Origin of the sequence: Devosia sp. LjRoot16 (assembly GCF_964252795.1) — a bacterium.
Lineage (GTDB): Bacteria > Pseudomonadota > Alphaproteobacteria > Rhizobiales > Devosiaceae > Devosia_A.
Genome location: NZ_CAXUPH020000003.1, coordinates 608950 through 623216, shown reverse-complemented (window position 1 = coordinate 623216; position 14267 = coordinate 608950). Strand labels below are relative to the sequence as shown.

Genomic DNA, 14267 nt, shown 5'->3' with positions numbered 1-14267 from the left:
TAGGCACTGCCCCGTGGTCCGAACGTGTGGCCACCCCCACCCTTGATCCCTCCCCACAAGGGGGAGGGAGAGACGACTGACGGTTTGGCGGCTCAGGCGGCGAAGTAGCTCTGCAACGGGCGAACCTGCAGGTTGCCTTCGCGGTAGGCGATGATGCCTTCCACGGCGGCCACGGCGCCCGGGATGGTGGTGTAATAGGGGATCTTGCCCATCAGCGCGGTGCGGCGGATGTCGCGGCTGTCCGAGATCGACTTGGCGCCATCGGTGGTGTTGATCACCAGCTGCACGCCGCCGTTCTTCATCGAGTCGACGATATGCGGGCGGCCTTCCAGCACCTTGTTGACCTTGGTCGCGGCGATGCCGTTCTCGACCAGGTATTTATGGGTGCCGGAAGTGGCGACGAGCTTGAATCCTGCATGCTCGAGATGGCGGCAGAACTCGAGGATCAGCGGCTTGTCGTCGTCGCGGACCGAGACGAACACCGTGCCCTCGCGCGGCACTTTCGAGCCGGCGCCGAGTTGCGACTTGGCGAAGGCGATCGGGTAGTTGGTGTCGAGCCCGATGACTTCGCCGGTCGACTTCATCTCCGGGCCAAGCACGGTGTCGACGCCGGGGAAGCGGTTGAACGGGAAAACCGCTTCCTTCACCGCCACGTGGTTCAGTTTCTTCTCAACCAGGTTGAAGCTCGCAAGGCTCTCGCCGGCCATGACGCGCGAGGCGATCTTGGCGATCGGCTCGCCGATCACCTTGGCAACGAAGGGCACCGTGCGCGAGGCGCGCGGGTTCACTTCGAGGATGTAGATGGTGCCGTCCTTGAGCGCATACTGGACGTTCATCAGGCCGCCGACCTTGAGGGCCAGCGCCAGTTCGCGGGTCTGGCGCTTCAGCTCGGTGATGACCTCGTCGGAGAGGTGCTGCGGCGGCAACGAGCAGGCCGAGTCGCCGGAGTGAATGCCGGCTTCCTCGATATGCTCCATGATGCCGCAGACGAACACGTCCTTGCCGTCGCTGAGGCAATCGACGTCGATCTCGATGGCGCGGCTCAGGTAGCCGTCAAACAGCAGCGGGTTATCGGAGAGCACCGAGTTGATCTGGCCGGTCTTGTCGTTGGGGTAGCGGATCAGGATATCCGGCGGTACGAGGCCGGTGAGGGTATCCTGCACATAGCGCTCGAACTCGTTGGGCGAGTGGACGATGGCCATGGCGCGACCACCCAGCACGTAGGACGGGCGGATCACCAGCGGGTAGCCCAGGCGCTCGGCGACGAGGCGGGCCTGCTCGAGCGAGTAGGCGATGCCGTTCTTGGGCTGGGTCAGGTCGAGGCGCGAGATCAGTTTACTGAACAGGTCGCGGTCTTCGGCCAGGTCGATCGAGCCGGGCTGGGTGCCGAGGATCGGCACGCCAGCCTTCTCAACCGCGTCGGCGAGGTTCAGCGGGGTCTGGCCGCCGAACTGCACGATGACGCCGTGTAGCGTACCGTTCTGCTTTTCGGTCTCGAGGATCTCGATGACGTCTTCCTCGGTGAGCGGCTCGAAATAGAGGCGATCCGAGGTGTCGTAGTCGGTCGAAACGGTTTCCGGGTTGCAGTTGACCATGATGGTCTCGTAGCCGGCATCGGCCAGCGCGAAGGCGGCATGGCAGCAGCAATAATCGAACTCGATGCCCTGGCCGATGCGGTTCGGGCCGCCGCCGAGGATCACCACTTTCTTCCGGTCCGAGGGACGCGCCTCGTCGTCGGGCTGGCCGTTGAACGGCGCCTCATAGGTCGAATACATGTAGGCAGTGGGCGAGGCGAACTCGGCCGCCGAGGTGTCGATGCGCTTATAGACCGGACGAACGCCGAGCGACTTGCGTAGTGCCCGCACCTCCTTGGCCTGCTTGCCGGCGAGGTCGGCGAGACGGCGATCGGAAAAGCCCATGGCCTTGAGGCTGCGCAGTGCGCCGGCGGTGTCGGGCAGGCCGAGCTCACGGACCTTCTTTTCGGTCTGGACCAGGCCGTGGATTTCTTCGAGGAACCACGGATCGATCTTGGACGCATCGTGGATGTCTTCGAGGCTATAGCCGAGCCGCATGGCTTCGGCGACATGCAGCAGGCGCTGCGGCGTCGGGGTGGAGATGGCGGCGAACACCGCGTTCTCGTTGTCGTCTTCCGGCGCGCCGGTGGCGAAGCCGGGGATGCCGATCTCGTTGAGACCGGTAAGGCCGGTTTCGAGCGAGCGCAGCGCCTTCTGCAGCGATTCCTGGAAGGTGCGGCCGATGGCCATGGCTTCGCCGACCGACTTCATCGAAGTGGTCAGGCGGTTATCGGCGCCGGGGAATTTTTCGAAGGCGAAGCGCGGGATTTTGGTGACGACGTAGTCGATGGTCGGTTCGAACGAAGCCGGGGTGGCGCCGCCGGTGATGTCGTTCTCGAGTTCGTCGAGGGTGTAGCCGACGGCGAGGCGGGCGGCGACCTTGGCGATCGGGAAGCCGGTGGCCTTCGAGGCGAGGGCGGACGAACGCGAGACGCGCGGGTTCATCTCGATGACGATCATCCGGCCATCGGCCGGGTTGATGGCGAACTGCACGTTCGAACCACCGGTCTCGACGCCGATCTCGCGCAGCACGGCGATCGAGGCGTCGCGCATGATCTGGTACTCTTTGTCGGTCAGCGTCAGGGCCGGCGCGACAGTGATGGAATCGCCGGTATGGACGCCCATCGGATCGAGGTTCTCGATCGAGCAGATGATGATGCAGTTGTCGTTCTTATCGCGAACGACTTCCATCTCGTACTCTTTCCAGCCGAGCACGCTCTCCTCGATCAGCACTTCATCGGTGGGCGAGGCGTCGACGCCGGTCTCGACGATGGCGAGATATTCTTCCTTGTTATAGGCGATGCCGCCGCCGGTGCCGCCCAGCGTGAAGCTGGGGCGGATGATGCAGGGCAGGCCAATCACCTCGAGCGCCTGCAGCGCCTCGATGGTGTTGTGGGCGAGCATGGAGCGCGGGGTTTCGAGCCCGATCTTCTTCATGGCGTCGCGGAACAGCTCGCGGTCCTCGGCCTTGTCGATGGCTTCGGCATCGGCGCCGATCATTTCGACGTTGTACTTGTCGAGGATGCCCATCTTCTTGAGGCTGAGGGCGCAGTTGAGCGCCGTCTGGCCGCCCATGGTCGGGAGCAGCGCGTCGGGGCGCTCCTTCTCGATGATCTTGGCGACGATCTCGGGGGTGATCGGCTCGACGTAAGTGGCGTCGGCCAGGTCCGGATCGGTCATGATCGTCGCCGGATTGGAGTTCACCAGGATGATCCGGTAGCCCTCGTCCTTCAGCGCCTTGCACGCCTGGGTGCCGGAGTAATCGAACTCGCAGGCCTGGCCGATGATGATCGGCCCCGCACCGATGATGAGGATCGATTTGATGTCGGTGCGTTTTGGCATCTCGGGCTCTCGGTTCTCGGTTGTGCTTCGGCTTGTCCGAAAAGTCCTGCAACTTTTCGGGCCTCGGCATTGCGCGCGCGGAAAGACCCGCGCGAATGGCGCGGGCTGGGGCGGCAGACTCTATGGGCTAGGCGCGTCCTGTAACCGAAGCGGTGGGGGAAGGGAACCCCCAGCGCGAACGATGTGGGTGCAAGTTGTCGCGGCCCCTAGCGATCAGGCCTCAACGGGCCAGCGCTTCAGTGCCTCGGCGCCGGCGTCGCTCAGTCCGTAAACGCCGCGATCGATGCGGTCGAACCAGCCATAGACATTGTGCAGGAGAATCTTCGCGGCGATCGGGGTGGTGGTCTTGAGGTCGCGCGGACGCAGCGGGCCGGCCTGCAGCGCCGCGGCACAGGCGAGGGCCTGCTGCCGATAGGCGGTCATGATCGGCTGCCGCGTGCTGCCGCCGGAAGTGGGGTCGCCCTTGCGGCGGCGATGTTCCTCGACCAGCCGGTTGCGCTTGCGCGTGTTCTTTTTCGGCATCGGCGCGAGCGGGCTGACGATGATCTCGATATGGTCGGCAGCGCTGACGCCGAGCATGCCGAGGCCGAGGCGGCGACAGAGATCGCGGAAGCGGCGGTCGCGCTCGCGGCCCTTGCCGGTCAAGGAGGTGCGCGCGGCGATCCAGACTTCGTCGCTTTGCGATTGTCGGTCGACTGCCTGCAGCACCAGCTCGAGATTGAAGGCCTGCTTGAGCTCGCAGATCACCACCAATGGCGGCTCGCCCTCGAGCAGCCCGACAAGATCGCAGCCGCCGACTTCGCCTTTCACGGCGTAGCCGGCGGCCTCGAGGAAGCTCTTCACAGGCGGGTAGAGGGTGGTTTCCAGGGTAGGGCGTCCGAAGATGATTCTCGGCGCTGATGTTAGCTCAATGGCGGGCGTCGAGCGCGTCCCTGACGGCATCGATGCTGATGCCGAGATCGTCGAGGCGCCAGGCATCTATTTCCAGCAGGCTGAGCATGGCCAGCCGGCGGGCGCGTTGCGCGCGCCAGGCGATAAAGCTGGAGGCCAGGGCACGTAGTGCAACGGCGGCAAGGCTGGAACGCGGGGCGTCCTGGTGGGCGACGGACAGCAGGCTCATTTCGATCTCTCCTCGGTTTCGACATCCGGCTGAGTGGCCGTTCGACTTCATGACGAGCGAGCGAGAGGCGGATCGACAGTGCCGGAGAAAAAAGTTGCGAGGTCTGGTGGCCGCACCCGGGCGGACGGGTGTCGAACTTGTCGGCGCTGCAGCGACTACCTAGGTGGACGGGTGAGGGCAAAGCCTTGTCGAGGTTCGCGCGAGGTGCGAGCCTTCGGCTCGCCATCGTATAGGGAGACGGGTGCCATGTGCCGCAACATCAAGCCGCTGTTCAACTTCGAGCCGCCGGCCAGCAAGAACGAAATGCATGACGCGGCGCTGCAGTTCGTGCGCAAGATTTCGGGCTATACGCACCCATCAAAGGCCAACGAGGCAGCCTTCGACGACGCCGTCGCCGACATTGAGCGGGTGGTGAAGCGGTTGCTGAAAGAACTCGAGACCGACGCGCCCAAGCGCGACCGCGAGGTGCTGATCGCGCGGGCGCGGGAAAAGGCGAAGCTCAGGTATGCGCCGCGGGTCGAGGCGTAACTAGACCGCCGGACTGTGCGGGCGCGGGATGGCGGTGTAGACGCGCTCGATGAAGCCGTAGAACTCGGCCATGTAGTTGCGGAGGAACTCGGCGGTCGCTTCGTTGGTGACGTCGCCATCGTCGGTGATCAGGCCGGGCTTGAACTGGATATAGGCCTCGATCGAGTTCATCAGCGGCGAGTTGCAGAAGGCCATGACGCTCCTCAGGCTCTGCTGGGCGACGGCGGTGCCGATGGCGCCGGGCGAAGTGCCGATAATGGCAGTGGGCTTGCGGGCGAAAGAGTTCTGGCCCCAGGGGCGGCTGGCCCAGTCGATGGCATTCTTCAGCCCGCCGGGGATCGAGCGGTTGTATTCGGGGGTGACGAACAGCACCGCTTCGGCATCGGCGAGCGCGGCCTTGAAGGCGCGGGCGGCCGGCGGAAAGTCGGCGTCGTAATCGTAGCTGTAAAGCGGGAGATCGGCGAAGCCGATCTCGGTCAGCTGCATCTCGTCGGGCGCAAGGCGCACCAGCGCCTTGGCCAGTTTGCGGTTGATCGACGCCTTGGCGAGGCTGCCGATCAGGTATCCGACCTTCACGTCACGCATCTGCTGCTCCTCGGTAAACCGAGGACAACGCGCGGGCGCGCCGGGCGGTTCAACCGCCGGAGCGGCTCAGCTCTTCTTGAAGCTGATGGCCGAGGCGGTGGTCTGGCCCTTCTTGTCAACCAGGGTGAAGCCCAGCTTGATGCTGCTGCCGCTCAGCGTCATCACCGAAGAGGCGAGGCCGTAGCTGGTTTTGATGCCGGCCGAGGCGAAGACGATGGTGCTGCCCGCCCGCTTGCCCACGGTGGTGGTGTTGGCGCCCTGCGCCGAAGACGAGGCTTCGAAGCGCTTGGTCGCATCATTATAGACCATGCTGCCGCGGAAGCTGGCTGCGCCCGAGCCGCCGAACGAGCAGCGGCCGGAATAGGTGAGCTTGCCGGCGCTTGCTGCCTTGAAGGTCAGGCGGCAGACCACCGTGCCGGGGTCGGGGCCGGTGACCTTACCGCTGCCGCGCCAGTTTCCTTCGTATTTGGCGAGGAGCGCATTCTCGGCCGGACCGGCGACAGCCGGCAGGGCGACGGGCAGGGCGAGGACGGATGCGAGGGCGAGGACCTTGAGGCTCGTCGGCAGGCGCAGCATTAGGCATCTCCGGAATCGGGCGTTTCGGTGAAAGCAACGGTAGCGCGGCGGCTAAGGTTGCGGGAGGGGCTCGCGGAGTTTTGCGAGAACGCGATGAAGCTGGGATGAACGGCCCGAAACATCAGTATTCACGGCGGGTTCAGCCGCCGGGACGCTTGTCTTGCTGCCGTATGCAGGGAAACGCATTCCCCGCAGAGGAGAGGGATGAGGGAAATGACCATCAAACGGGCTATGGCTGCCGCCGCCATGATTGCGGCGAGCCTGCTGGTCTGCAGCACCGCGGCGCTCGCCGTGGAGGCCGCAGCCAAATCACCGGTCAATGTGCGCACCGGACCGGGCAAGACCTTCGGTATCGTCGATCAGTTGACCGCCGGCGAGGTGGTCAATGTCACCGAGTGCGCGCCATCGAATTTCTGCTTCATCGAGCATGACGGCCCCGACGGCTGGGTCAGCGCCACCTTCCTGACCAGCGTCGAGGACGACGAGGAAGAGCCGGTCGAAGAGGGGGCTGGCTCCAATCCGGATTGCAGCTTCGGCTTCACCATGACGCCGAGCGGGCCGAGCATGTCGATCAATTGCGGCGACGACGCAGGCCCGGGCCCGGCGCCCGAACCGGAACCCGAGCCCGAGCCCGAGGAAGACCCCGGCGCCTGCTTCTATGTCGGCAGCAATTTCGGCGGCGATGATCTCTGCGTCGCGCTGGGAACCCGCAACGCTCTCAACGGCACCTTCAACAACAAGATCTCGTCGGTGCAGCTGTTCGGCGGCGCCAAGGCGAAGCTGTGCGAAGACCCCAACCTGGGTGGCTATTGCCGGACTATCACCGGCGATACCGACGTGCTGCATAACTCGATCAACAACAAGGCTTCGTCGCTCGCCGTCTATGTGGGCGCCCCGCCGATGCCGGAGCCGCCCGAGCCGCCGGAAGTGCCGGACACGTTCTCGACCGGCCCGATCGAGCTGATGCAGACCTATACCGCCAACCTCGACAACGGCAATGTCGGGGGGGCAGGCACCGACATCTGGTACGAAGCCGAGACGGCGGTGGAGAAATACATCACGCCGCAGAACGGCGCGTCGATCGCCGTCGGTGACGGTTCGAACCGCGGCTATGAGGGGTGTTTCGAGGAGAGCTTCTCGACCGCACGCGTGCCGCTCGCCGATATCCCGCCGGGCACCTATGTGTGCGCCAGGACCAACCAGGGCCGGATCTCGCAGTTCCGCGTCAACGGTTTTGTCGGCACCACGATGAAGCTTGGCTACACCACCTGGTCGAACTGAAACGCCCGTCAATGAACGGCGAGGGGCCCGGAGGCATCTCCGGGCCCCTCGCTTTTTTCTGAAGTTTTTCGTCGCGGCTGTCGATTCCGGCTCGCGTGCTTCGTCGTGAAGTCGAACAGGCAGTTCGAACCGAGGAAACCAGAATGACCACGAAGCTCGATATCACTCCCGACAACGACAACCAGCTGGTGCTGGCCCGCATCATCGATGCCCCGGTGGAGCAGGTCTACCGTGGCTGGACCGACCCGGTACTGATGAAGAAGTGGTTCGCGCCGCGGCCGTGGACGACGCCGAAGGTGGTGACCGATGTGCGGCCGGGCGGCAGCACGCTGGTGGTGATGGCCGACGAGAACGGCACCGAGTATCCCAACCCGGGCCAGTATCTCGAGGTGGTGCCGAACCGGAAGCTGGTGTTCACCGACGCCTATACCGGCGACTGGCAGGCCAGCGAGAAGCCGTTCATGACGGTGACCCTGACCTTCGAGGATATCGGCGGCAAGACCCGTTACATCGCCCGCTGCCAGCATTGGAACGCCGAGGACAAGGCGGCCCACGAGCAGATGGGCTTTCACGAAGGCTGGGGCATGGTGACCGAGCAGCTTGAGGAAGTGCTGAAGGCGCACTAGGCATAGCGAATAGCGAATAGCGAATAGGAGGGGGTGCCGTGACAACGAGCCCTGGCAACCCCTTTCGCTACTCGCTACTCGCTACTCGCTATTCACGGCCCCAGGCAGCCGGAACAGCGCGTCGGCGATGTTGGCTTCGCGCAGCGGATCGAACGGTCCGTCAGTGGGCAGGGCGATCGAGACGCGGTCGACGCCGAGATCGGCCAGCTGGTAGGGCGTGCCGTAGCCATATTCGAGATGGCCGCGGCCGATAATGCCGATCACCAGCGGCGCGGCCGGGCCATCGAGGGCGCGGGCGATGTTGCAGGCGAAGGCGCGATCCCAGGTCTGCTGGGCGCGGACGAACCGGTCGGAGGTCATCGCATCGCGCGAGCGGCTCGCGGGACCTGCAAAACGGCTCAGATAGTCGCGATAGGCAGGCAGCGCCGGACGCGCCGGGGTGAGGCCGTCGCGTTCATCGACCGGGATAGCGTCCCAGCCTTCCTTGCCAACGCGGGTGACCAGCGGGCGGTGGCAGTTGAGCGCCAGCATGGGCAGGCGGAACTGCCGGCAGAACTGGAACAGCGGCAGGTAGAGGGCAGGATCGAAGCGCCAGACTTCGCTCCATTCGGCGGCCTCGAGGAAATCGGTGGTGGTAGCGAAGGCGCCGGCGATGAAGGCATCGAGCACCGGCTGCAGGCGGCGCGGAAACATCTCGAAGCCGAGCGCGATATCGGAGCGGTGCGCCATGATGCCGGCGGCGACGTGCAGCTGCCAGCGATGCACGTCGAAGCGATCGTGGGTCTCGCCGAGCAACACCACCTGCTGCAGCGCCAGGTGGCGCATCAACTGCGGGTGCGCGATGGGTTCGGCATTGCGCGGATCGAGCCAGGTGCCCGGGGTGATGGAAATCGTGGGGGTGCTCGTATCAGCCATGCCAGCTCTCGTGCGGTTCGGGGGCGCTGGCTGGCAGATGCTGGCTTGCTGAGCGGGTGGTAGCCGCTGCCGGACGACCGGTCAACCGGTCGCTCACAGGCGCTAAGCTACGGTCGTACCCCACCCACCGGGTCATTCCCGCGAAAGCGGAACCACTGTTTTTTTGGCCTTTGCACGATCGCAAACGGGGTTCCCCACTTTCGTGGGGATGACACCGAGTTTGGGGGATTTGCGGAGCGTCGGTTCGCATACCCGGCGTCACCCATGGGGCGAAAGCTCGGATGACACCCGGTGGGCAGGTCGGGATCGAGCCCCAATCGGCTTCGCCGGCGAAATGTTCTACTCTTCCGGCTCGGTGGTGAAGAGCAGCGGGTAACCCTCATTGCGGGCCATCTCGGTGGCGCGCGTTGCCTTGGTCTCGGCGATCTCCTGGGTGAACACCGCGACGACGCACGAGCCCTTGGTGTGGGCGGTGATCATGATGCGATGCGCCTGGTCCTCGGTAATGCGGAACTCGGCCTTGAGCACACGGACCACGAATTCCCGTGGCGTAAAATCGTCGTTGAGCAGGATGACTTTGTGCAGCGGCGGGCGCGCCACCTTGGGTGCGGTCCTGGTACGCGGCTTGGTGTCGGTGTCGTTGGCCATGGTGCTGACAATATAGTGCAGCCTAACCGGCCCCGCACCCTTTCGGTTGGACGATAGCTGAAGGCGGTGCAATGAAGGACGTCAGATTTCATCAGGGTCATATTGCATGCGCGTTATTGGGTTGGTTCTGGCCGCCGCCTGGCTTGTGCTGGGCGGTGCTGTGGTTGCTGCCGGCGATGAACTTCCGCCGGTGGTGCAATACCGGCTCGATAACGGGCTCGAGGTGCTGCTGTCGCCCGACAGCAAAGTGCCCAAGGTCGGGCTGGCGCTGGTCTATCGGGTGGGCGGGATGAACGAGCCGGCCGGGCGCTCGGGCTTCGCGCACCTGTTCGAGCACCTGATGTTCTCGGGCACGACGAAATACCCCAAATTCGACGACACCTATTCGGCGCTCGGGGTCGAGAACAACGCCTTCACCGAGGAAGATCGCACCATCTATGTGGCCGATGCCCTGGCTTCGGCGCTGCCGGTGCTGCTGTCGGTTGAAGCCGACCGGATGGCCAATCTGGGTGGCGAGGTCGACCAGCACGAGCTGGATGTGCAGCGCGACGTGGTCAAGAACGAGATGCGGCAGACGGTGCTCGACAGCGCTGGCCAGCCAGGCATGCAGGCGCTTCGCTCGGCGCTGTTTCCGGCGCCGCACCCCTATGCCGAAGCGGTAATCGGCTCGATCGCCGATCTCGATGCGGCAAAGCTCGACGACGTGAAGGCGTTCTTCGATCGCTACTATGTGCCCAACAATGCGGTGCTGGCATTGGCCGGAGATTTCGATGTCGAGGCGGTGAAGGCGCTGATTGCCGACACATTCGGCCGCGTCCCGCGCGGCGCCGATGTAACGCTCCCTGAAGCGAAGGAGCCCAAGCCGGTGGCGCTGCGCATGGAGGTCACCGATCGGCTGCCGTCGCCGACCGTGGTGCTGGCGAGCACGGGGCCGGCCATCGGCACCATGGATAGTGCGGCCCTGATGGTGGCGGGCGATCTGCTCGGCAATTACGAGTATGGCGTGCTGCGGCGCGAACTGGTGAACAAGGGGCTCGCCATCAACGCCACGGCGGGCTGGGACCCGGGCCGGCTCGGCGGACGGTTCATGATTTCGGCCACTGCGGCGCCGGGTGTGACGCCCGATGTGCTCGAGGCGGCTTTGCGGCAGGCCGTGGCGGAGTTCGTCGCGGGGCCGCAGGACGTAGCCGGGATCGAGCGGGCCCGGCAGACGCTGCGGCTCGGCCGGGCGTTGAGTGGGGAAGCGATGCTGGACCGGGCGCGGTCGCTGGCGACGCGCTACGATCTCTACGGCGAGGCCTCACCCGGGCTGGCGGACGATCCGAAACTGCTGGCGCTGAGCGCTGCGGATGTCGAGGCGGCGGTGCGCAAGCGCCTGGCGCCGGAGGCGCTGAGCGTTCTGACCATGCTGCCGGGCGCGGCGCGGAGCGAGTATCCGGCCGTGCTGCAGGCGAGTTCGGGCACGGCTGTGCCGATCGTCGCCGAGCCGCGACCGGTGGTCGATGTGCCGGTGCTGGCGGCAGGGGAACCCGGACGGGCGGCGCTGCCGCCGATGGAGACGGCGACGCTGTCGAACGGCATCCGGGTGGTGCATTACCAGACCGCCGGCTCGCCGCTGGTGCTGCTTGCCGCCTCGGTCAGTGGTGGGGCAGGCAGCGACGTGCCGGGCGAGGAAGGGCTGATCGAGCTCACTACGATGATGATGTCGCGTGGCGCGGGCGAGCGAGGCTTCGAAGCGTTCAGCAAGGCGGCCAAGGATATCGGCGCCGACATTTCGGGGCAGACCGGGATGGAACAGTCGGCGGTCGTTCTGGGCGTGCCGCCGGAGAATTTCGCTGCCGGCGTCGACCTGATGGCCGATGCGGTGCAGCGGCCACGCTTCGAACAGCCGGAATGGGATGCGCTGCGGGGTGAGGTGCAGCAGGGGCTGGCCTATCGCAAGATGGATCCTGGCGCGCTGGCCTATTACGCGATGGAGGAACTGGCGTTCCCGATCCCTCAGGGCAGGGCGGCGCTGGAGCCGACGCCGTCAGGGGTGGCGGCGCTGACCGTTGCGCAGGCCCAGGCGACGCATCTGAAACTGTTCACGCCGAGGACCATGACGATCTACAGCGTCGGCTCGGTGAACCTCGCGACCGTCAAGGCGGAGTTGGAGCGGGCCTTCGGCGGCTGGAGCAATGACAGCCCCGGCATCACCCCGGTGCCGCATCCGTCGGCGGTGCTGCCCGAGGGGCTGAAGGTTTATGTGACGCCGAGTGCCGGCAACAGCCAGGCGATCATCAACCTGTCGCGGCCGGCTCCGGCGTTCAACGATAAGGGCGTGCTGGAGGCAATCGCGGTGGCGCGGCTCTTGGGCGGCGATTTTACCAGCCGGCTCAACCAGGTGATGCGCGAGGCGAAGGGCTACTCTTACGGTGTCGGCGCTTCGGTGTGGACCAATATCCCGACGGGCGGCATGCTGACCGTGTCGTCGGCGGTGGCGGCGGACCAGGTGGGGACGGCGATTGCCGATATCCGCGCCGGCTTTGAGGGGCTGACATCGATCCCGGTCGAGCAGACCGAACTCGATCGCACGGTGATGGCCACCGCATCGGGCACTGCCGGGACGGTCGAAACCTCGAGCGGGCTGTTCGGGCTGGTGATGAGCGCCGCCGGAGCCGGGATGACCGCCGAGGAGATGAACGGCAAGCTCGACGAGATCGTCGCGCTGCAGCTGCCGGCGGTGGAGGCCGCAGCGCAGTCGCTGGCTTCGCTCGACCGGGCGCTGGTGGTGATCTCCGGCGACCCGCAATCGATCCTGCCGCAATTGCAGGCGATCGGCATTGCCGATGTGACGGTGCTCCCGCCGGCGGAGTAGACCGAAACCGCGCATTACTATCAGTCGGCGACCCTCTCCCGCTTGCGCAGGGCAATCGCATATGACTTTGCCGGTAGAATCCGGTTCTGTTTCGGAGCGGACGTCGCCCAGGGCGGTCCTCTGGTCTCTGAATCGGAACAAGAACCAAACAGAATCGAAAGCGGAACAGCGGATTCGGTCGCGATCCACTCTTCGGCCATTGGAGAACGAAGTTCTCCGCCAAAACCCATATGCGATTGCCCTGCCCGCTTGCGGGGGAGGCCGATGAGCCCGGCGGCCCTCACGGCGAGGGCGCCGACCGCTAAGCCTTGTAGGGCAGGGTGCTTCACCACCCACCGGCTGTCATCCCAGCGAAAGCTGGGACCCATCTGACCGCCTGCGCCGGGGGATAGTTGGGTCCCAGCTTTCGCTGGGATGACACCGAGTATTGGGGAGCAGCTATGCTCACCACACCCAAGTTGGGTAGATGGCACCGCCGGGGGGCATCCGCAGCCGCGATCGAACCCACTTCCTGCAAATGATACGCACTTGCAGCGATCTAGCGTTCTGTTAGCATTGCGAATGCGAACCATTCGCAAGTGGAGGATGATGTGTCGTTGGATTCGGTGCGGCGGCGGGATTTCCTGCGGGCAGGGCTGGTTGCTGCAGGCGGAACGGCGATCGCGCTGAACGAGGCGATGGGGCAGGAGGGGCATGCGGGCCATGCCGGAGCCGCCGCGCCGGCGACACCAGCTACCGAGCCCGAAGTTCCCTATGGCGGAGCCCACTCGGCGCACGGCGACATGCTGACGGTGGGCGCCGTCGACGACGCAGCCAACGGCTTCACCACGACTGAGCTGCTGACCGAGTGGGAGACCGGAACCGTCTCGACGCTGCCCGATGGACGGGTGCTGCGCAGTTTCGTCATCGAGGCGGTGGACAAGGAAATCGAGATCGCGCCGGGAGTGAAGTTCCCGGCCTGGACCTATAATGGCCGCGTCCCCGGTCCGGCGCTCCGGTCCACGGAGGGCGAGCGGCTGCAGATCACCTTTCGCAACTTCGGCTCACACCCGCACTCCATGCACTTCCACGGCATCCATGCGGCGCGGATGGATGGGGTGCCCGGGGCGGGGCTGATCAATCCGGGCGAAAGCTTCGTCTACGAGTTCGACGCTTTCCCGTTCGGCTGCCACCTCTACCATTGCCACGCGCTGCCGCTTCGGCGGCACATGCACAAGGGGATGTACGGCGCGTTCGTCATCGATCCCGACCCGGCGCTGCATCCGGAGGCGGCGGAGCTGGCCAGCGGGCGGCTGCTCGGCACGCCCGAGAATGCGCGCTGGCAGGAGCTCATCATGGTGATGAACGCCTTCGACACCAATTTCGACAGCGAGAACGAGTTCTACGCGGTCAACTCGATCGCCCACGCCTATGCCAAGGCGCCGATCCGCATCGAGAAGAGCCGACCGGTGCGGATCTACCTGATCAACGTGACCGAGTTCGATCCGATCAACTCCTTCCACCTGCACGCGAACTTCTTCGACTATTACGATACCGGCACGAACCTTTCGCCGACCCTGAAGACCGTCGACCTGATCATGCAGTGCCAGGCGCAGCGCGGCATCCTCGAGTTCAGCTACATCAGGCACGAGCCGGGCCTCTACATGTTCCACGCGCACCAGAGCGAGTTCACCGAGCTCGGCTGGATGGGCATGTTCGACGTGGTGGAGGCGTGA

At 65.3% G+C, this 14267-nt stretch carries 12 protein-coding genes; 5 read left to right on the top strand and 7 right to left on the bottom strand.

Annotation, left to right across the window (positions count from 1 at the left end):
• Positions 1-92 precede the first annotated feature (92 nt).
• The 3 genes from carB to ACSQ23_RS17435 all read right to left on the bottom strand — a co-directional run bounded on the left by carB (position 93) and on the right by ACSQ23_RS17435 (position 4536).
• A complete protein-coding gene (carB, locus tag ACSQ23_RS17445) occupies positions 93-3416 on the bottom strand; it encodes a carbamoyl-phosphate synthase large subunit (RefSeq protein WP_055880507.1) in 3324 nt (1107 codons plus the stop codon).
• Positions 3417-3629: 213 nt separating this feature from the next.
• The gene (locus ACSQ23_RS17440; protein WP_056001942.1) at positions 3630-4283 is read right to left on the bottom strand and encodes a DUF2161 domain-containing phosphodiesterase; all 654 of its coding nucleotides are present in this window, start codon (positions 4281-4283) and stop codon (positions 3630-3632) included.
• 40 nt (positions 4284-4323) lie between these two features.
• On the bottom strand, positions 4324-4536 hold the full coding sequence (locus ACSQ23_RS17435; RefSeq protein ID WP_055880504.1) for a hypothetical protein: 213 nt from the start codon (positions 4534-4536) through the stop codon (positions 4324-4326).
• Positions 4537-4782: 246 nt separating this feature from the next.
• Here ACSQ23_RS17435 and ACSQ23_RS17430 point away from each other — a divergent pair, with 246 nt between their 5' ends.
• Positions 4783-5064, top strand: coding sequence for a DUF2277 domain-containing protein (locus ACSQ23_RS17430; protein WP_055880501.1), 282 nt, complete (start codon positions 4783-4785; stop codon positions 5062-5064).
• Here the strand turns inward: ACSQ23_RS17430 and ACSQ23_RS17425 are convergent, their stop codons facing one another.
• Both ACSQ23_RS17425 and ACSQ23_RS17420 read right to left on the bottom strand, forming a co-directional pair.
• Entirely contained in the window at positions 5065-5649 is a 585-nt protein-coding gene (locus ACSQ23_RS17425) for an NADPH-dependent FMN reductase (RefSeq protein ID WP_055880498.1), read from the bottom strand. It lies immediately after the preceding gene.
• 66 nt (positions 5650-5715) lie between these two features.
• Positions 5716-6225 (bottom strand): hypothetical protein, encoded by a 510-nt coding sequence (locus ACSQ23_RS17420; protein ID WP_055880496.1) that lies wholly within the window; start codon positions 6223-6225, stop codon positions 5716-5718.
• Between the two features lie 213 nt (positions 6226-6438).
• On the opposite strand from ACSQ23_RS17420, the gene ACSQ23_RS17415 reads away from it, so the two are divergent.
• Both ACSQ23_RS17415 and ACSQ23_RS17410 read left to right on the top strand, forming a co-directional pair.
• The gene (locus tag ACSQ23_RS17415) at positions 6439-7506 is read left to right on the top strand and encodes an SH3 domain-containing protein (RefSeq protein ID WP_436091357.1); all 1068 of its coding nucleotides are present in this window, start codon (positions 6439-6441) and stop codon (positions 7504-7506) included.
• Between the two features lie 143 nt (positions 7507-7649).
• Positions 7650-8132, top strand: a complete 483-nt coding sequence (locus ACSQ23_RS17410) for an SRPBCC family protein (protein ID WP_055880492.1) — start codon at positions 7650-7652, stop codon at positions 8130-8132.
• An 81-nt stretch (positions 8133-8213) separates the two neighbouring features.
• On the opposite strand, the gene ACSQ23_RS17405 is transcribed toward ACSQ23_RS17410, so the two are convergent.
• Complete coding sequence (locus ACSQ23_RS17405) at positions 8214-9047, bottom strand: ChaN family lipoprotein (protein ID WP_436091356.1); 834 nt, start codon at positions 9045-9047, stop codon at positions 8214-8216.
• Between the two features lie 339 nt (positions 9048-9386).
• Positions 9387-9695: an ATP-dependent Clp protease adapter ClpS gene (gene clpS / locus ACSQ23_RS17400; RefSeq protein ID WP_055880490.1), complete on the bottom strand. Its 309-nt coding sequence runs from the start codon at positions 9693-9695 to the stop codon at positions 9387-9389.
• A gap of 106 nt (positions 9696-9801) precedes the next feature.
• On the opposite strand from clpS, the gene ACSQ23_RS17395 reads away from it, so the two are divergent.
• Positions 9802-12552 (top strand): M16 family metallopeptidase, encoded by a 2751-nt coding sequence (locus ACSQ23_RS17395; protein WP_436091355.1) that lies wholly within the window; start codon positions 9802-9804, stop codon positions 12550-12552.
• A 590-nt stretch (positions 12553-13142) separates the two neighbouring features.
• Positions 13143-14267 carry a multicopper oxidase domain-containing protein gene (locus ACSQ23_RS17390; RefSeq protein ID WP_436091354.1) on the top strand — a complete coding sequence of 375 codons (1125 nt, stop codon included), beginning with the start codon at positions 13143-13145 and terminating at the stop codon, positions 14265-14267.